Source organism: Paenibacillus sp. FSL H8-0548 (genome assembly GCF_038630985.1).
Taxonomy (GTDB): Bacteria; Bacillota; Bacilli; order Paenibacillales; family Paenibacillaceae; genus Pristimantibacillus.
The window spans coordinates 4100341-4117924 of the sequence record NZ_CP152049.1 but is presented as its reverse complement, the minus strand read 5'-3'; the positions used below and the strand labels follow the sequence as shown (position 1 = coordinate 4117924).

Sequence of the window (17584 nt, the reverse complement as noted above, 5' to 3'; positions counted from 1 at the left end):
TTAATTAAAAAGGAGCTGGATGTTGTTTGTTGATTGGATTCGTGAGACACGGAAAGACAGATTGGAACGCTGAAGGGAAAATTCAAGGACAAACCGATATCCCGTTGAATGAAGAAGGAATAAAACAAGCGATTGCATTAGCAAATCGGCTGAGTAATGAAGCACCTATTTGGGATGCTGTAATATCAAGTGATCTTAAACGGGCTCATGCCACGGCTCTCATTATCGCAGAGAAGCTAAATATTACCTTATTAGACGGTGACTCTCGTTTGCGAGAGCGGTACTTTGGCGAGGTTGAAGGGACTACTGAGCAAGAGAGGCACGAGCGCTGGGGCAAGGAATGGAAAGAGTCTGCAGCGGGCGTAGAGCCTAGTGGGGACGTTAGAGCTAGAGGTCTGAATGCACTTCAAGAGTGGCAGCATGAATATCCATCACGCAATTTGCTAGTTGTGTCTCATGGCAGCTTTCTAGCACAATTGCTCAATGAGATATGCATGCAGCTGCAGGATGAGCATATTGCAAATCTCTCCTACACGATATTGGAGCTTCGTGATGAGAAATGGCATCCGCAGCTATATAACTGCACCAAACATTTGAGCATATAAAGATGCTTGTGAGAGTCTATCCTTCGCGTTTCTGAAGGGAGGCTCTTTTTTTTATGGAAATGGATTGAATTTAGGTTATAAAACAGCAAAGATCTTCCCATAATGATAACAACTGACACTCATCTATTGCACAGCAAGCTTACGAGGCGAACCGTTTAGCAGCTATAAGCGGTCACTGCAGAAGGGAGAGAACTATGAATTTATCGGATATGCTCGGCTACGCAGATATACAACAGCTTAGCAGAATTGCAGACGTTTACCGTTGCGAGTGCAATGGACATTCCAAAAACGATTTGATTCAATCGATTCTCTCAACCGTAAGTCGAAATGATGTCTTTGAAGCACAAATTAGCAGCATGAAGCTGGAGGACCTGCGGTTTTTAAACTCACTTCTGTTTGAATCTCAAAGCTCTTTTAGCTTGGAGGATTTGCTTGCCAGAGTGCAGCAAAGCAGATTCGGGGACGCAGCGGTCAAAGAAGTTCCGGATCCCCCCCAGAAGAAAAGAAAATCGAAAAAAAAATCAGATGAAGCCGAGAAAACACTTACCCCTCGTGAAATGATAGCCAAATTCAAGCATCATGGCTGGTTGTTCAACGGCTTTAGTGGACCGAGCAGGTATTTGTTCCAGGTGCCGAACGATTTGAAAGCACGCTTTCGTGCTACACTGGCAAGAAGATTTGCAGCTGAGCTGCAGTATACGGATGAGCCGCCGGTTTATCGAGATGAGCAAATGCTAATCCATGATGACATCACGCATCTCCTTCATTATTGCCATCACAATGAAATTCAGCTGACAGCCGACGGCTCAATGTACAAACGGTTCATGCTGCAGTTGTTTGATCAGTTTGGCGTTCCAGAGGAGCTTCCTGCGAAAGGAGCTTGGCGCTTCGGCTATGGCCGACATTTCAACCAATATCCTGATCGAATGTCGTTTATCTACGATTATTGTTACTATTCGAAATATATAATCGAGACACAAACGATCCTGACCTTAACTGGAGCTGGCGAGGAGCGCATCCATGCTAGACCATCCGGAGAAGCAGGTCAGATTTATCGGTTTTGGCTGAAGCTTTATAAGGGTCCTGTTACGAACCTGCTGTCTCTCGTTCATTGGATGAATGCACTCGCCGTAGAGTGGGTTACAGTTGAATCGCTTAGAGCGGTACTGGTTCCTTTCATAAAGCCCTATTATTACGACGACGCAAATACGATTTTAGAGCAGCGCATTATGACGATGATGGTACATCTAGGATTGCTGCGGCTGGGCGAGCATCCGATTCACGGAGCTGTCGTCAAGATGACAAAAGCGGGAACCGCCGTTGTATCGGGCATCAACATAGAAGAGCAGGGAACGGTAACGCTGCATTAGCTTTTTTGCACCGCTCTTGGTGTAAGATTAAATATAAGTTAGGATATAAAGATACTATATTGTGTTCTAACTACATTTAATCAAGCAGAGGGAGTGGATAATATTTGTTGATTCCATACAAGGGCGTCATGCCCAAAATTCACGAAGATGTTTACATAGCAGAGGGAGCAAAAATTATTGGCGATGTAACGATCGCTGAGAAAAGCAGCGTGTGGTTTAATGCGGTTTTGCGCGGCGATCTTGCTCCCATACAAATTGGACACAGCTGTAACGTTCAAGATGGAGTCGTGGGTCATTTGAATAGCAATCAGCCTTTAATTTTAGCTGATGAGGTGTCGATTGGGCATGCCGCAATTATACACGGCTGTACCCTAGGCAGAGGCACATTAATTGGAATGGGGGCAATCGTACTTAACGGCGCAGACATTGGTGAATATGCTTTAATAGGAGCCGGTTCGATTGTTACAGAGAATAAAAAAATACCATCCTATACTCTATCTATCGGTTCACCTGCTAAAGTCGTAAGAGAGCTTACAGATGAGGATTTATTGCGTATGAGAAAAACGATGGAAAGCTATGTGACTAAGGGAGTAGAATATAGGATCTCTTAACGCCGGTTTGGAGGTGTATCCTATGGACAAAATGAAAGTAACGTATGAAGCGATGCTAGGTTTAGCCGCAGAATTTGTACTGGACGATGCGGTATTAAAATTTCAAACCTCTCGAATCTACGACGGAATTGACAAAGCACTGGCCGCAGGTGACGAGGATACGTTTTACCGTCTTGCGAAACAGCTAAATGCCTTAAAAAAATAGAGTAGCTTGATCAGTATAATACAATGCTTAGGCACAAAAAGCTTTCCTCACAATGGCGGACGAGTAGGTTCGTTTTGTGGATAGGGAAGCTTTTTTTCTTATTATAACAATTGGCAATTATCAAATTTGGAGTTAACATAGAAGCAGCGATGTTGGCAAGTACTGCGTTTTAGTTAAGGAGTGAAGATAAGAGAATGAAGTTTAGTGAAATTTCGAAGGAAAAATGGGAGGAGCTTAGCCCCTATTTGGACACCTGCTTGCTGCCTGTAACAGGAATGACAGAGTCAATAGAGCCTTATGAGGCGACGAAATGGCTGGAGCAGCTGCGAGATATTATGGATTTAATAGAAATTCCGTTCAAAGGACGCGTTGTCACCTATCCTGCTTGGCATTATGTAGATAAGCCCGAACAAATATCGGGGCAAGTAGAACGATGGTGCTCTTCAATGAAGCAATCAGGCTTTCGTTACATTATAGTCGTAACAGCTAATGGGGATTTCACTTTCGAAAGTCCATCGATTGATTTGTGGTTTAAACCTGATGAGGATGGCGTGCTGCCGCTCCAAGCAGTCGTATCAGAACGAATTCGCACATTATGGAGCGGACAAGCTACATGAATTTCTTGAATTTGTCGTATAATAATATCAGAATTTGGGGAAAACAAATGGCAGACAAGGTCAAATGTGACAAAATAATAACAAATTATTGAACGGGATTTTGATAACCGTGCAAATATGAAGCCATATTCTTGACGCTCATAGGCACCTAGGCTATTATAAGTTATGTCCTAGTTCGTCATGTGTTTTTGCCCTGCGGCAAGACGCGAGATATGGTTGGCAAAGGGGGTTAGAACAGAAGATGAGTAACCATGAACAACACGAGACCGCGCATCGACCGGTTCAGCGCAAAGAAATGTCCCGGCGTCAATTTTTGTCATATACGCTTGGTGGCACAACTGCATTTATGATGGGTGGCGCGGTATTGCCAATGGTTCGTTTCGCAGTGGACCCGCTCTTAGTGAAGAAGGGTGAGGGCACTTACGTAAAAGTTGTGGAAGAGAGCAAAATTACGAACGAGCCGCAAGAATTTAAATTTAAAATTCATCAGATCGATGGTTGGTACGTGAGTGATCCAGAGCTTGCAGCTTGGATTTCGAAGGATGCAAACGGTAATATTTTTGCGCTTTCACCCATTTGTAAGCACTTGGGCTGTACCATTGGCTGGAACACGAAAGGCCAAAACGAGTACGATTGTCCTTGTCATGACGCGCGCTACTCGAAAGACGGGAAAAACATAACGGTTTCCCCAAATCCATTGGATGAATACGAAGTGAAGCTTGAGGATGGATTCGTATACTTGGGTCCAGTAATGCCGAATACAAGAACGAGTTAAGGAGGGCGTATTGCAGATGTTTAAAAGTGTATACAACTGGATCGACGAACGTCTTGACATTACGCCGCTATGGAGAGATGTGGCTGACCACGAGGTGCCTGAGCACGTTAACCCGGCACACCATTTCTCTGCATTCGTTTATTGTTTCGGCGGCTTGACGTTTTTTATCACAGTTATTCAAATCTTATCCGGTATGTTCCTGACAATGTATTATGTTCCTGACATTATTAACGCTTATGCAAGCGTTGATTACCTGCAGCACAAAGTAGCATTCGGACAAATTGTTCGAGGCATGCACCATTTTGGGGCAAGCTTAGTTATTGTAATGATGTTCCTACATACCTTACGAGTGTTTTTTACTGGTTCTTACAAAGCACCGAGGGAAATGAACTGGGTTGTCGGAATGCTGATCTTCTTTATTATGTTAGGCCTAGGTTTCACAGGCTACCTGCTTCCTTGGGATAACAAAGCATACTACGCAACAAAAGTTGGTGTCCAAATTGCTGAATCCGTTCCGGTAATCGGACCATATATCGCTTCATTCCTTTATGGGGGCGATATCGTAGGCGCGCAAACGCTGACTCGTTTCTTTGCGATCCATGTGTTCTTCTTGCCTGGCGCTCTGATTGCAATGTTGGCTGCGCACTTTATCATGATTCGGAAACAAGGTATTTCGGGACCACTTTAAGCGAAGGGAGGCTTACTTATGGCGCATGGTCATAATTCGAACGAGAAGGTTGTCTATGTAGGCGACTCGCGTGTTAAGAAAAGCAACCATCCGAACATCCCGCCAGACTATACTTCTTTCCCAGGTAAATCGGAAGCGTTTATTCCGAACTTCCTACTGAAGGAATGGATGGTAGGCTGTGTTGTGTTGGTCGGTTTTCTAGTATGGGTTATTGCTGAGCCAGCACCGCTTGGTTATCCAGCAGATCCAACGAATGCTGCTTTCATACCGATGCCGGACTGGTACTTCTTGTTCCTGTATCAATTTTTGAAATATCCGTACGTTTCACAAGACTACATCTTGCTAGGTACGGTTGGTATTCCGGGTATAATGTTCGGCGCATTGCTGCTTGCACCGTTTTTGGATACTGGTAAGGAGCGTCGCTTCTACCGCCGTCCAATTGCATCATCATTAATGGGTCTAACGCTTATTGCTTGTATATACTTGACCGTTGTGTCATGGGATCATTACCAGCATCAGTTGGAAATTAACGGACAAGTACCGGAGCATCATGAGCGTGCTGACAAAGCACGTGAGGCTGCATTAGCTGGTCAAGAGCGTCCAAACTATACGAAACCAACGGTTGAAGCTTCACTTGTGGATGCCAATGATCCAGCAATGGATATTGCTGTTCAGGCAAAATGCATTAGTTGTCACGCAGCTGATTTGAAGGGTCAGGCTTCATACCCTAGCTTGGTTGGCGTTGGCGATATACTATCGAAAGAACAGCTTGTTGATGTAATTACAAATGGCCGCAATAACATGCCTCCATTTAAAGATTCTTTGTCTGCTGAAGAAATCGATGAGCTTTCAACATGGTTGTCTAAGCAAAAAGCTGTTTCGGAATAACTATTCGAGAAAAACCTGATCGTATTACACGGTCAGGTTTTTTTTGAAATATAGGAAAATAATAAGTTTCACCTTGTACCATGAACATTTTAAGTTTTTCGAAGGAGAAGTGGTTCAGCATGCTCGCCTTTTTTTGGAGCCGTGAATTTTTACTCAGCCGTTCGTTTTTGTGGCTGCTTTTTCTAGTTAATCTTGGAGGAACAATCTATGGATACATATGGTATGAAGGTCAATTAATCGAAACCTTTAATGAGCATGCGCTTTGGCAGCTTGTTTTTGTGCCGGATTCTCCAACGGCCAGCTTGTTTTTTACGGTAGCCCTCCTTTATTTATTATTTCCGCTTCAGCGCTCTTACGGTATTTCGAGAATTCTACAATATGCGATTGAAGGATTAGCTGTCGTATGCTCGGTTAAATATGGCATTTGGGCAGTATCGATGATCGTAGCGGGAGCTTGGCAGGGCGGTGAGCTGAATTGGCAGGACTACATGCTTATGGCTTCTCATTTAGGAATGGCGTTTGAAGCGCTCCTTTTTTTCCGGTTTATGAAGGCTGGCTGGATTGCATTGGCGGTGGCAACAGGCTGGCTGCTTCTCAATGATACGGTAGATTACGCGTATGGTGTGTATCCTTATCTTCCTCGAGAGCTTCATGATGATATATCAGCTGTAAGAATGTTTACATATGGCTTGTCTATCTTTAGTCTATGCGCTGCTTTACTAGTATGGCGTTTTAGAAAGAAGGCATAGCACTGGACATCCCCTCATAGATTGATCTATGGGGGGATGTCCATGAGGATGCGCATAATAGTTCCATTCGTCATATGTACCGTCATGTCGATTAGTTTTGTCGGATCCGTTTGGGGGAACTACAATTCAAACGTTCTATACGCCAGCCTATTGTCAGCAAGCTCAGATAAACAGCTCCAGCGATTGGATGAGATCGCTGGCTCTTTATATGAAGCAGCTTATACGAATAATCGTCAAGCAGGCTTCCAGCAGGTTCAACAGTTGCAGCGTATGATGACAGTAGAGCTTCGAAGAGCTTCAGGACACAAAGAGGGCTGGATCGCTATGGAACAGGATGCAAGGTCTATTGAGCGTGCGCTGGTAAACAGCCAGATGAGCTCGGAGTGGCTGCTTCAGGCTGCACGTATTCGATTGGCTGCAGATGCGCTCGTGCGACCAGAGCATGCACTTCTTCTGCAATATGAGAGCATCATGCAGGATGACCTGTCGCGAGTAGAGAAGGCGTGGAAGCGCCAAACGGGTGACGGTGCGATTGCTGCACGGGCGTCGATGAATAGCTTGGAGGCACATATGAAGCGTGTTGAGCCGGCGATGAATCTGTTATATGGCAGCATGCATGGGGCAGAAGTAGTAGAGAGAATAAGCTATACGAATCGACTATTGGAAGCTAGTAGGTCAAATACGACGAATGACGCTATGATCGACCGTTCAATTATTGCATTAAAGGAATCGATTGTTCATATGTACGATAAAAGTGGACGAGCTGAAGTGCTGCCAACGACAGCGATTGCTTCGACATCAAATCCACTGAGCTGGACACTTTTCTTGGGAGCTTTTATTTCAGCTATCCTAACGTATTCGGGATGGCGAAAGTATAAGTTAAATCCGTTTGGTGTAAAACCACTTCCGTAATTCGGTTATTCTTCCTTGAAGCCTTCTCCTAGAACATCTTGTACTTCATTGATAACAATAAAAGCACGGGGATCGATATTGCGAATGATCATTTTCAGACGGCGAATTTCCTGCCTCTGAACGACGCAATAGACGATCTCTTTTTGCTGTCCTGAGAATGCGCCCTTTGCTGGTATCAGGGTAACTCCTCGTTCTAGCTCTAGTGTGATTTTCTGTGATATGGCTTCACCATGCTCAGATATGATGGAGAAGGCTTTGGCTGCATAAGCGCCGTCTTGAATGAAATCGATCAGCTTCGAAGCGATAAATACGACAACTAATGTGTAGAGCACCTTCTCAATTGAAATATAAAATAACGATATTCCGATAATGACGGCATCCAAGCTCAAAATAATTTGTCCCATACTCATGCCCTTTGACCTTGATATAATTCGGGCAATAATATCAACGCCTCCCGTGGTACCACCAAAGCGGAATACGATGCCAAGTCCTGTTCCTAATGTTACTCCTGCATATAAGGCGGCCAGCATATAGTCATGTGAGCTGGCAAAGGGAATGAGCCATTTTCGGTTAATAAGCTGTTCAATTAGTGCTAGGAATGCTGACAAGGAGACAATTCCGACAAGCGTATACATCATTTGGCCGCGGCCAAGCGTCTTAAGGCCGAGGAGAAATAATGGAATATTCAGAACTAATGTGGAGATAGAAAGCGGTATGCCCGCTGCATAATTAAGCAATACGGATATGCCTGTAACGCCACCCTCCATCAGTTGGTTAGGGATGACGAAGTATTGCAGACCAAAAGCGTAGATCGCAGTGCCGAGCAAAATAGGAATAACCATTCGTATTTGTCTTATTATTTTTGACATTTTACTGCACTCCTTTTTTTTGTGGAAAATGACGACCTGTATTTCAGCATATGCAATACGTGATTTGAAAACATTTACTTAGGAGTAGTATGGCTAAATTTGATGAATCAAAAAACATTGATTTTAAATACTGCTTTACGTTAACATAGGGAGGTATAGCTACCGTCAGAAAGGAAATGTACCGATGTCGGAAAAAACATTGACAGATATTCAGCGAGAAGTAGATGATTACATATCACAATTCAAAGAAGGCTATTTCAGTCCGCTTGCCCTGATGGCTAGAATGTCAGAGGAAGTCGGTGAGCTTGCCCGCGAAGTAAACCATTTTTACGGGGAAAAACCAAAAAAAGCCGATGAAGCGGAAAATACCGTTGAAATGGAGCTAGGCGATATTTTATTTATCCTTTCATGCTTCGCTAATTCACTTAATATTGATTTAACGGAAGCACACAATAAGGTTATGCATAAGTTTGCGATTCGCGATGCGAATCGTTGGACGAAGAAAAATACCGAACTGTAAACAAGCTCCTAACATATGCTGTACCATCAACCTGTGTACAAGGAGGATGGGCGGATGGATGGCGAGAGCTGCATCAAAAAAGCTTACGAATATATTTTAAACAGCGACTTTGAGCAAGCGATATATTGGTTCGAGCAAGCAATAGAGGCTGATCCCGAAAATGCATTTTATTATCATATCTGTGCTGTTTCTTGCGCACGCAGCGGTAAATGGCTGAAAGCGAAGCAGCTTGCTGAGACAGCGGTTGAATTAGACCCCGAGCATGCAGAATACAGTTATCATTTGCAGACCATTGAAGCGAAGCTGCTCTTTGCAGAGGCGGACCTCTTGCTTGCAAAGATACCGCCAAAGCTCAATGAGGCGGTTGAGCTGCTTGAGAGAGCATCAGCGCTTGATCCGCTATGTTTTGAAGCTTATTACACACTCGGTGTCTTATATGCTTCGAGAGGACAATATGATAAGGCAACTAAAAACGCGCGTGAAGCGATGCGGCTTGACCCCAGCCATTCAGCAGTAAGAACGCTGTTTGCTGACGTTAATCGCAAAAGACGCATGCTGCATATGCGAATAAATGCAAGAAAAAGAAAAAGGAACAGGTGAATAGCATGACAACACAAAAAATTCGTGTGGCAGTAGCGGGAGCAAGTGGAAGAATGGGACGCGAGGTCGTGAAAATGGTGCTGGAGGATGAGACGCTTCAATTGGTTGCTGCCGTCGCTCCTTCGGCGGGTCCCGTAGATGCAGGCGTATTTGCAGGGAAACCCAATACGGGCGTTTTGGCCAGTGCTTCACTTGAGGAAGCACTTAGCGGTACAAAAGCGGACGTGCTCGTTGATTTCACGGTGCCGCAAGCCGCTTATAACAATGCGAAGCTTTCTATACAATATGGTGTTCGCCCCATTATGGGGACAACAGGATTCACGCCTGAACAAATCGAGGAGCTGGACGAGCTTTGCCAAGAGAAAGGAATTGGCGGCTTGATTGCTCCTAACTTCTCCATCGGTGCAATTTTGATGATGAAATTTGCCGCTGAGGCTGCCAAATATTTGCCTCATGTCGAAATCATTGAATATCATGGAGATCAGAAGCTGGATGCACCATCAGGCACATCGATCAAAACCGCTGAGCTTATCTCTGAAGCACGCAAAGAGCTGAGACAAGGCAACCCAAACGAGGAAGAAGTTATTGAGGGCGCACGCGGCGGATATTATAACGGTTTTCGTATACATAGTGTTAGGCTGCCGGGTGTGTTTGCTCAGCAAGAGGTCGTGTTTGGCGGCAACGGTCAAACGCTCAAAATTCGTCACGATTCCTATGATCGTGCAGGATACATGCCAGGCGTGAATGTTGCAGTGAATAAGATAATGACTTACAGTGGTTTAATATACGGCTTCGAACATATTATGGAGTAGATTTATTTGGCAGCAAGAGAGAGGGGATTGTCATGTTGAACATTGCATTTATCGCACATGATCGCAAAAAAGAGGAAATCGTTAATTTTGTTATCGCTTATGAGAAAGTATTTGTACCGCATAAATTGTACTCTACTGGTACAACAGGAAGTCGTATTATGGAACAGACAAACTTGTCAATTCACCGTTTTATGTCTGGACCGCTAGGTGGAGACCAACAGATCGGCGCATTAGTAGCTCAAAATGAGATGGATCTTATTATCTTTTTGCGTGATCCTCTCATGGCGCAGCCTCATGAGCCGGATATTATTGCCTTGCTTCGCCTTTGCGATGTTCAAGGTATTCCAGTAGCTACAAATGTGGCAACTGCTGAATTATTAGTTAAAGCGCTTGAACGCGGAGATTTTGCGTGGCGTGAGCTTGTCCATAAATATAAACCAGGTGTTCCAGAATGATGGATACGCTAGATATTCTTGTTTTTGGCGCTCATGCTGATGATGCCGAGATTGGAATGGGTGGAACAATTGCGAAGCATGCTCAGGCGGGCTACAAGGTTGGCGTGTGCGATTTGACGGAAGCAGAAATGTCTTCCAACGGTACGGTTGAGCTGCGCAAGCAGGAGGCAGCTGAGGCATCCAAGGTTCTTGGTCTAATGATGCGATCAAATCTAGGATTGCCCGACCGTGGACTTGCGCCGACTAGAATGCAAATAGATCGAATTGTAGCTGAAATACGTACATATAAGCCTCGAATTGTATTCGCTCCCTATTGGGTAGATCGGCATCCTGATCATGTGGCTGCAAGTCGATTAATTGAGGAGGCTGTGTTTAACGCAAAGCTTCGCCGGTATATGCCGGAGCTGCCTGCGGTTCAAATGCCACAGCTCGTTTATTATTATATTAATGATACAGCTGAAGTTTCGTTGGTTGTAGACATCAGTGATTTTCAAGAAACAAAGCGAAATGCACTTCTTGCCTATCGTTCGCAATTCGATGCAGCTGCCGGTGCTGATCAGGTAGCTACTCCTTTAACCAATCGTTATGTGGAACGTGTGGAAGCGCGGGATTCGCTGCTTGGACAAGCAAGAGGCTGGGCATTTGCTGAGGGCTTTGCTGTAAAGAGCCCTCACGCTGTACAATTATTTTGAAATGCGTACAGCTCTTGTGTAATACATTATTAATAGGTCATAAACACAGGAGGCGCGACATCATTGGCTAGAAAATTAAAGATTGGCATTACCTGCTACCCAACCTTGGGAGGATCAGGTGTCGTTGCTACTGAGCTAGGAAAGCTGCTAGCTGAACGCGGCCATGAAATTCATTTTATAACACACAGTATTCCATTTCGTTTAGGCCAGTTTAACAAAAATATATTTTACCATGAGGTCGAGGTTAATGATTATTACGTCTTTCGGTACCCGCCTTATGATTTAGCGTTAGCAAGCAAAATGGCTCAAGTAGCGAAGATGCAGCAGCTTGATCTTCTGCATGTGCATTATGCTATTCCGCATGCTGTATGCGCATATTTGGCAAAGCAAATGAACGGCAATGGCCTGAAAACGGTGACAACGCTTCATGGTACGGATATTACTGTTCTTGCTCAAGACGAATCCTTGAAAGATTTAATACGTTTGGCTATTCATCAAAGCGACGCTGTAACAGCAGTTTCAAAAGATTTGATTAATGAAACTAGGCAGCTGCTGGATATTACGACACCAATTGATCTAACCTACAATTTTGTAGATAAACGGATATATTATCCACGTGATGCCGAATCTCTGAGATCGGATTATGCTGAACCGAACGAGAAGATTTTAATGCATATTTCCAATTTCCGTCCTGTTAAGCGAGTTAGCGATGTCGTTGATATTTTCGCTCGAATAGCGGATAAGATTCCTTCCAAGCTGCTGCTTGTCGGCGAGGGTCCAGAGCTAACGAAAATTCAATGTATGATCCGCAAGCTAGGTCTTGAGGACCGAGTACATTTCTTAGGCAAGCAAGACGATGTGGCGCAAGTGATTTCTATGGCAGATGTGCTGCTGCTTCCGTCTGAGAAAGAGAGCTTTGGTTTAGTCGCCCTAGAAGCGATGGCCTGCGGTGTTCCTACAATCGGCTCTAATGCCGGAGGAATTCCAGAGCTCATCACGCATGGAGAAACGGGCTTCTTATCTCCAATTGGGGATGTTGAAGACATGTCAAGAAATGTTGAGCGGCTGCTGCTCGATGAGAAGCTGCATGCCCAGTTTAAAGAAGCTTGTATTTTTAGAGCGAGAAATGAATTTTGTAATGATGTCATTACAACGGAATATGAGAACATTTATTATCGTGTGCTTGGCATTGAGGCTGATTTGCCGATTGCTGTGTGTAGTGAATAAGAGATAATAGGAGTTTCAAGGACGGTGTTCGCTATGCGGCTTCCATTCCCAGAACCGATCATACATGCACTTCCTATCGTAAGACGGCTTCGAGAGCAACATTTCGAAGCCGTCTTTGTTGGCGGCGCTGTGCGAGATACGGTATTAGGACTAGCTATAAAAGATGTTGACATTGCCACTTCAGCGCGTCCGGAGCAGGTACTTGAGCTATTTGAGCGCTGTATTCCGACGGGCCTTCAGCATGGCACGATTACCGTTATTTATAATGAGCTTACCTATGAAGTAACGACCTTTAGACTTGAATCTATTTATGAGGACCATCGCAAGCCAGAGCGTGTTCAGTATATTACAGAGCTGGACAGCGATCTTTTGCGACGGGATTTTACGATGAATGCGATGGCACTCGGGGAAGATGGCGAGCTTTATGATCCATATGGCGGAGTTCAGGATTTAATGAATAAGAAGCTGCGTTCTGTAGGGGACCCGAATGCCCGTTTTCAGGAGGATGCGCTTCGTATGCTGAGAGCCGTTCGTTTCATAGGCGTGTATCAGCTTGTACCTGTTCATGACACGTGGCGGGCTATACTTCGTCATCGCACTCTGTTGAAATTCATCGCTCTTGAACGGGTGCAGGTAGAGCTGGATAAAATGCTGGCTGGGACAACGCCTCTGAGGGCACTTCATTTTGTCGCTGCAAGCGGTCTTCTATTTCATTTGAAGGAATCCTTTGACACGGAAATAGAGCTTTCCATGAAGAAAGCAGAACTCACAACACAAAGTAAAAAAATGTTTAGACGGCTGCACGAGCTGAAAGAGCTTGATCAGCGCTGGGCGGCTATTGTAATAGGATTAGAGCTTTCGACGACTGCCGTTAATCAAGCATTGAAGGTGCTAAGATTCTCGAATAGCCGTAGCAAACGGATTTCAACTATTATACAGATTCATAACGAGATGGTGAGCATATCAGCGGGTTTGCAGCAACACGAACTTCAATTCGTCTGGATTGAAAAGGTGATTCAGTACGGAAAGCGGTATGTGAATGATTGGCTGGATGTCATTCGAATGATCAATGAACAGTCTCTAAGCTTCCCAGATGAGCTTCTGAACGCTTTGGAGATCTGGTTGGAGCAAATGTTCGTTTCAACATTAAAGGAGCTTCAAATAAGCGGCAAAGAGCTCACGAGTCATTTGAATCGGCAAGCAGGACCGTGGGTGAGCGAAAGATTAAATAGGCTTCTCATAGCAGTTGCAGCTGGCGAGCTGAAAAATGAAGAGCAAGCACTGCTTGCGCAAGCAGCATTGTGGGAGTAAGTTTTGCTGCGCAAAACTAAGTTCATGCTTACGAAGTAAGTTTTGCTTTGCAAAACAAAGCTTATGCTTACGAAGTAAGTTTTGCTTTGCAAAACAAAGCTTATGCTTACGAAGTAAGTTTTGCTGCGCAAAACAAAGCTTATGCTTACGAAGTAAGTTTTGCTTTGCAAAACTATAGGAGGTGACCAAAATGAATCACGAGCCATTGCTTCGGTTGTTTGAGAACCGAACAGGTGAATATGTATCGGGCGAGCGAATAAGCCAGGAGCTTGGTGTAAGCCGAACTGCAATTTGGAAGCAAATTCGGAAGCTGGAAGCTGCGGGCTATCACTTTGAGGCATCAAGAAAGCTTGGCTATCGACTTTTAAACGTTCCGGATTTTCTAGATGTAGAAGCACTTGCAAGTCGTTTGCAGGAGAATGTATTCGGCCATTCGTTGAATTATTTCGAAACTGTAGAATCTACGCAAAACCTCGCGCGTGCAGCAGCCGAAGAAGGTGCCAAAGAGGGAACTCTGTTTCTTGCAGAGCAGCAGGTCAGTGGCCGTGGACGTATGGGACGAAACTGGGTTTCGCCGCGCGGCAAAGGGGTCTGGATGAGTATGGTGCTGCGTCCAACGGTACCGATTCATTTTGCGCCACAGCTTACATTAGTAACGGCGGTTGCGTTATGCAGAAGCTTAAAGCGGATAACCAGCTTGCCAATCGGCATCAAGTGGCCCAACGATTTGCTCATTGACGGGAAAAAAATAAGCGGAATTCTGCTTGAATCGGCTGCTGAAGATGAGCGGCTTCGCTATGTCGTTGCAGGCATTGGGATTAGCGTTAATTTGGATGAGATTGATTTTCCAGCAGAGCTGCTTGCGAAGGCTACGTCGCTTAGCATTAGCGGTGGGCAGAAATGGTCGCGTGAAGAAGTTATTATCGAGTTTTTGAAGGAATGGGAGCAGCTTTATGGGCTTTATCAAGACGAAGGCTTTGGTCCAATTGTAACTCTTTGGGAAGCTTTGTCTGTTTCTTTGGGCAGACTTACACGGCTAATTACGCCGCAAGGCGATATAGAGGGCATTCCAATTGGTCTCGATGAGAGTGGAGCAATTAGAGTTAAGCTTGCGGATGGCTCGATTAAGACTGTATTCTCAGCAGAAATGGGCGAACCTCTATAGCTTAATTACAACCGTTTACGGATGGTTAAAATTTTGTTAAACTACAGTTATCAGGCGGTATTCTTAACGAAGCTGCACTGAGATGATTAAACATTTGTGAATGATTGGTAATGCACACTCTGCTCTGAGCCGTAGGGACCGAGACAGAAGGAAGCACAATAAGCAAACGTTTCCTTTTCGCTTTGGGGACCTTTTTAGCAGCGGCTAAAAGGTTTTTTTGTGCTTATCCTATCATTGAAAAGGGGATGAAGCTGATGAGGAAACGACTGACGATTACAAAATTAAAGAAGATGAAGCAGGAACGCAATGCGATTTCCGTATTGACAGCTTATGATTATCCTTCAGCTAAGCTCGCTGAGGAAGCAGGAATTGACGTTATACTTGTTGGCGATTCACTTGGGAATGTTGTGCTTGGTTATGATACAACGATACCTGTGACGATCGACGATATTATTTATCATACAAGAGCGGTTGCTAGGGGAGCGCGGGAAACCTTTATCGTTGCGGATATGCCTTTTATGACCTATGGCATTGGAAGAGAAGCAACGATGCGCAATGCAGCAAGAATTATGCAAGAAGGCGGAGCTCAGGCGCTTAAGCTTGAAGGTGGAGCAGATATTGCTGCTGATGTCGAGGCGCTGGTGAAGGCTGGAATTCCTGTAATGGGGCATATCGGTCTAACACCACAATCTGTACACCAGCTTGGAGGCTACAAAGTACAAGGCAAGCTGGACGCAGAAGCGGAAAAGCTCATTAATGATGCTAAAGCTTTAGAACAAGCAGGCGCTTTCAGTATTGTTCTAGAGCTTGTGACAGAGCCGCTTGCAGCGATGATCAGTGATGCACTCACGATTCCGTTAATTGGAATAGGCGCGGGTCGCGGCTGTGATGGCCAAGTACTCGTTTATCATGATATATTGCAATATTCATCACCGTATTTTGAGAAAAAGTTTGTGAAAACCTATGCTGATATCGGTACAACCATTAGAGATGCCATTCATTCCTATGTAGACGACGTGAAGAAGGGCTCTTTTCCAGCAGAGGAACATGTGTTTGCAGCTGATACTGCTGCTTTTCCGACGCTGTACGGCACCGCGCAAGAGCAGGAGAACAGCAAAGAATCAAAGGATAAAGCTCCAAGTAAAACGGAGGCTCGTCTCCTATGATCATTTGTCGAACCAAGCATGAGCTGAAACAGCACTTGTCCAGCTTTCGCAATGAGAATAAAGGGATTGGCTTCGTTCCAACGATGGGCTTCCTGCATGAAGGCCATGCTTCCCTTCTGCGTCAAGCCGCTGCAGAAAATAATATTTCTGTGCTTAGTATTTTTGTCAATCCACTGCAATTTGGCCCTAATGAAGATTTGGATCGTTATCCACGAGACGAGGAGCGCGATTTAGCATTGGCCGAAGCTTGCGGCATCGATCTTGTTTTTATTCCATCTGTTCAAGAAATGTATCCAGAGCGGCCGCTAACATCAGTCATCGTAAATCAAGTAACAGATCGTTTATGCGGTGCTTCCAGACCTGGACATTTTGACGGGGTTGGAACGGTCGTAAGCAAGCTCTTCCATCTGGTATCACCAGATCGTGCTTATTTTGGCATGAAGGATGCTCAGCAGGTAGCTGTCATTCAGCAGATGGTCAATGATCTTAACTTTTCAGTTCAAATTGTGCCAAGTCCAATCATACGGGAGCCAGATGGACTTGCGCTAAGCTCAAGAAACGTATTTTTAAATGCAGAGCAGCGTGTACAGGCTGTTGTCTTATCGAAATCGCTGGAACAAGCATCGAAGTGGGCGAATGAACCTGAGATGACTATAGAGCGTCTCGAGACGCTGGTGAAGGAACAAATAAGCAAGGCTGGCGAAGCGGAAATCGATTATGTTGAATTGCTGAAATATCCTTCCTTGCAAGCGCCTGACGCTAATTCAGCCATAGCTACGTTCAGTCAGCCATTGATTCTTGCTTTAGCTGTGAAATTTGGCGCGACGCGCCTGATCGATAACCGAATTATTGAGACATCGGAGGTGAATTTGCATGTTTAGAACGATGATGAAATCGAAGCTGCACCGGGCTACTGTAACAGAAGCGAATTTGAACTATGTAGGCAGCATTACCATTGATGAGGATTTGATGGATGCCGCTAACATATGGGAAAATGAGAAGGTTCAGATCGTAAACAATAATAATGGCGCTCGTTTTGAGACATATGTGATTACGGGTGAGCGCGGTTCGGGCGTCATTTGCTTGAATGGTGCTGCAGCAAGGCAAGTGCAGCCAGGAGATCAAGTCATTATTATTTCCTATGCCATGATGACGGAAGCAGAAGCAAGAGAGCATAAGCCAGTCGTAACCATTCTTGATGCGAACAATCGCCCGCTGCAAAAATTAGATAAAGAGCTGCACGGCGTAATTTTATAGCTTTCTCATTTGGCAACAAAAATCCCTGAGTTATGTAACGAATGGGATGCCGTATGAAAAGCAGCTTAATAACAAAAAATGAACATAACA

At 44.7% G+C, this 17584-nt stretch carries 22 protein-coding genes; 21 read left to right on the top strand and 1 reads right to left on the bottom strand.

Annotation, left to right across the window (positions count from 1 at the left end):
- Positions 1-26: 26 nt before the first annotated feature.
- The 10 genes from MHI37_RS17600 (at position 27) to MHI37_RS17555 (ending at position 7420) form a co-directional block, all read left to right on the top strand.
- On the top strand, positions 27-605 hold the full coding sequence (locus MHI37_RS17600; RefSeq protein WP_076336980.1) for a histidine phosphatase family protein: 579 nt from the start codon (positions 27-29) through the stop codon (positions 603-605).
- A gap of 194 nt (positions 606-799) precedes the next feature.
- Positions 800-1975: a hypothetical protein gene (locus tag MHI37_RS17595; RefSeq protein WP_076336979.1), complete on the top strand. Its 1176-nt coding sequence runs from the start codon at positions 800-802 to the stop codon at positions 1973-1975.
- A 104-nt stretch (positions 1976-2079) separates the two neighbouring features.
- Positions 2080-2586 carry a gamma carbonic anhydrase family protein gene (locus MHI37_RS17590; protein ID WP_076336978.1) on the top strand — a complete coding sequence of 169 codons (507 nt, stop codon included), beginning with the start codon at positions 2080-2082 and terminating at the stop codon, positions 2584-2586.
- 22 nt (positions 2587-2608) lie between these two features.
- Positions 2609-2791 (top strand): IDEAL domain-containing protein, encoded by a 183-nt coding sequence (locus MHI37_RS17585; RefSeq protein ID WP_076336977.1) that lies wholly within the window; start codon positions 2609-2611, stop codon positions 2789-2791.
- Positions 2792-2985: 194 nt separating this feature from the next.
- On the top strand, positions 2986-3408 hold the full coding sequence (locus MHI37_RS17580) for a DUF2487 family protein (protein WP_076336976.1): 423 nt from the start codon (positions 2986-2988) through the stop codon (positions 3406-3408).
- Positions 3409-3649: 241 nt separating this feature from the next.
- Positions 3650-4183 (top strand): ubiquinol-cytochrome c reductase iron-sulfur subunit, encoded by a 534-nt coding sequence (locus MHI37_RS17575; protein WP_076336975.1) that lies wholly within the window; start codon positions 3650-3652, stop codon positions 4181-4183.
- 16 nt (positions 4184-4199) lie between these two features.
- Positions 4200-4871: a cytochrome b6 gene (locus MHI37_RS17570; protein WP_076336974.1), complete on the top strand. Its 672-nt coding sequence runs from the start codon at positions 4200-4202 to the stop codon at positions 4869-4871.
- Positions 4872-4889: 18 nt separating this feature from the next.
- Positions 4890-5759, top strand: coding sequence for a menaquinol-cytochrome c reductase cytochrome b/c subunit (locus tag MHI37_RS17565; protein WP_076336973.1), 870 nt, complete (start codon positions 4890-4892; stop codon positions 5757-5759).
- A 119-nt stretch (positions 5760-5878) separates the two neighbouring features.
- Complete coding sequence (locus MHI37_RS17560) at positions 5879-6508, top strand: DUF1405 domain-containing protein (RefSeq protein WP_076336972.1); 630 nt, start codon at positions 5879-5881, stop codon at positions 6506-6508.
- A gap of 42 nt (positions 6509-6550) precedes the next feature.
- Positions 6551-7420: a sporulation protein YpjB gene (locus MHI37_RS17555; RefSeq protein ID WP_342556494.1), complete on the top strand. Its 870-nt coding sequence runs from the start codon at positions 6551-6553 to the stop codon at positions 7418-7420.
- A gap of 5 nt (positions 7421-7425) precedes the next feature.
- Here MHI37_RS17555 and MHI37_RS17550 read toward each other — a convergent pair whose 3' ends face one another.
- Positions 7426-8289 (bottom strand): YitT family protein, encoded by an 864-nt coding sequence (locus MHI37_RS17550; RefSeq protein WP_076336970.1) that lies wholly within the window; start codon positions 8287-8289, stop codon positions 7426-7428.
- 184 nt (positions 8290-8473) lie between these two features.
- On the opposite strand from MHI37_RS17550, the gene MHI37_RS17545 reads away from it, so the two are divergent.
- The 11 genes from MHI37_RS17545 (at position 8474) to panD (ending at position 17494) form a co-directional block, all read left to right on the top strand.
- Entirely contained in the window at positions 8474-8809 is a 336-nt protein-coding gene (locus MHI37_RS17545) for a nucleotide pyrophosphohydrolase (protein ID WP_076336969.1), read from the top strand.
- A 54-nt stretch (positions 8810-8863) separates the two neighbouring features.
- Positions 8864-9409, top strand: coding sequence for a tetratricopeptide repeat protein (locus MHI37_RS17540; protein ID WP_076336968.1), 546 nt, complete (start codon positions 8864-8866; stop codon positions 9407-9409).
- 5 nt (positions 9410-9414) lie between these two features.
- Positions 9415-10221 carry a 4-hydroxy-tetrahydrodipicolinate reductase gene (gene dapB, locus MHI37_RS17535; RefSeq protein WP_076336967.1) on the top strand — a complete coding sequence of 269 codons (807 nt, stop codon included), beginning with the start codon at positions 9415-9417 and terminating at the stop codon, positions 10219-10221.
- Positions 10222-10253: 32 nt separating this feature from the next.
- Entirely contained in the window at positions 10254-10676 is a 423-nt protein-coding gene (mgsA, locus tag MHI37_RS17530; RefSeq protein WP_179090212.1) for a methylglyoxal synthase, read from the top strand.
- Complete coding sequence (gene bshB1 / locus MHI37_RS17525) at positions 10673-11368, top strand: bacillithiol biosynthesis deacetylase BshB1 (RefSeq protein ID WP_076336966.1); 696 nt, start codon at positions 10673-10675, stop codon at positions 11366-11368. The genes mgsA and bshB1 overlap by 4 nt, the downstream gene beginning before the upstream one ends.
- A gap of 63 nt (positions 11369-11431) precedes the next feature.
- Positions 11432-12595 (top strand): N-acetyl-alpha-D-glucosaminyl L-malate synthase BshA, encoded by a 1164-nt coding sequence (gene bshA / locus MHI37_RS17520; protein WP_076336965.1) that lies wholly within the window; start codon positions 11432-11434, stop codon positions 12593-12595.
- Positions 12596-12628: 33 nt separating this feature from the next.
- Positions 12629-13906: a CCA tRNA nucleotidyltransferase gene (locus MHI37_RS17515; protein WP_076336996.1), complete on the top strand. Its 1278-nt coding sequence runs from the start codon at positions 12629-12631 to the stop codon at positions 13904-13906.
- Between the two features lie 190 nt (positions 13907-14096).
- Entirely contained in the window at positions 14097-15071 is a 975-nt protein-coding gene (locus tag MHI37_RS17510) for a biotin--[acetyl-CoA-carboxylase] ligase (RefSeq protein ID WP_076336964.1), read from the top strand.
- A 254-nt stretch (positions 15072-15325) separates the two neighbouring features.
- Positions 15326-16237: a 3-methyl-2-oxobutanoate hydroxymethyltransferase gene (gene panB / locus MHI37_RS17505; protein WP_076336963.1), complete on the top strand. Its 912-nt coding sequence runs from the start codon at positions 15326-15328 to the stop codon at positions 16235-16237.
- Positions 16234-17118, top strand: a complete 885-nt coding sequence (gene panC, locus MHI37_RS17500; RefSeq protein WP_076336962.1) for a pantoate--beta-alanine ligase — start codon at positions 16234-16236, stop codon at positions 17116-17118. Before panB ends, panC begins: the two co-directional genes overlap by 4 nt.
- Positions 17111-17494 (top strand): aspartate 1-decarboxylase, encoded by a 384-nt coding sequence (panD, locus tag MHI37_RS17495; protein WP_076336961.1) that lies wholly within the window; start codon positions 17111-17113, stop codon positions 17492-17494. The genes panC and panD overlap by 8 nt, the downstream gene beginning before the upstream one ends.
- The last annotated feature ends 90 nt before the right edge of the window (positions 17495-17584 follow it).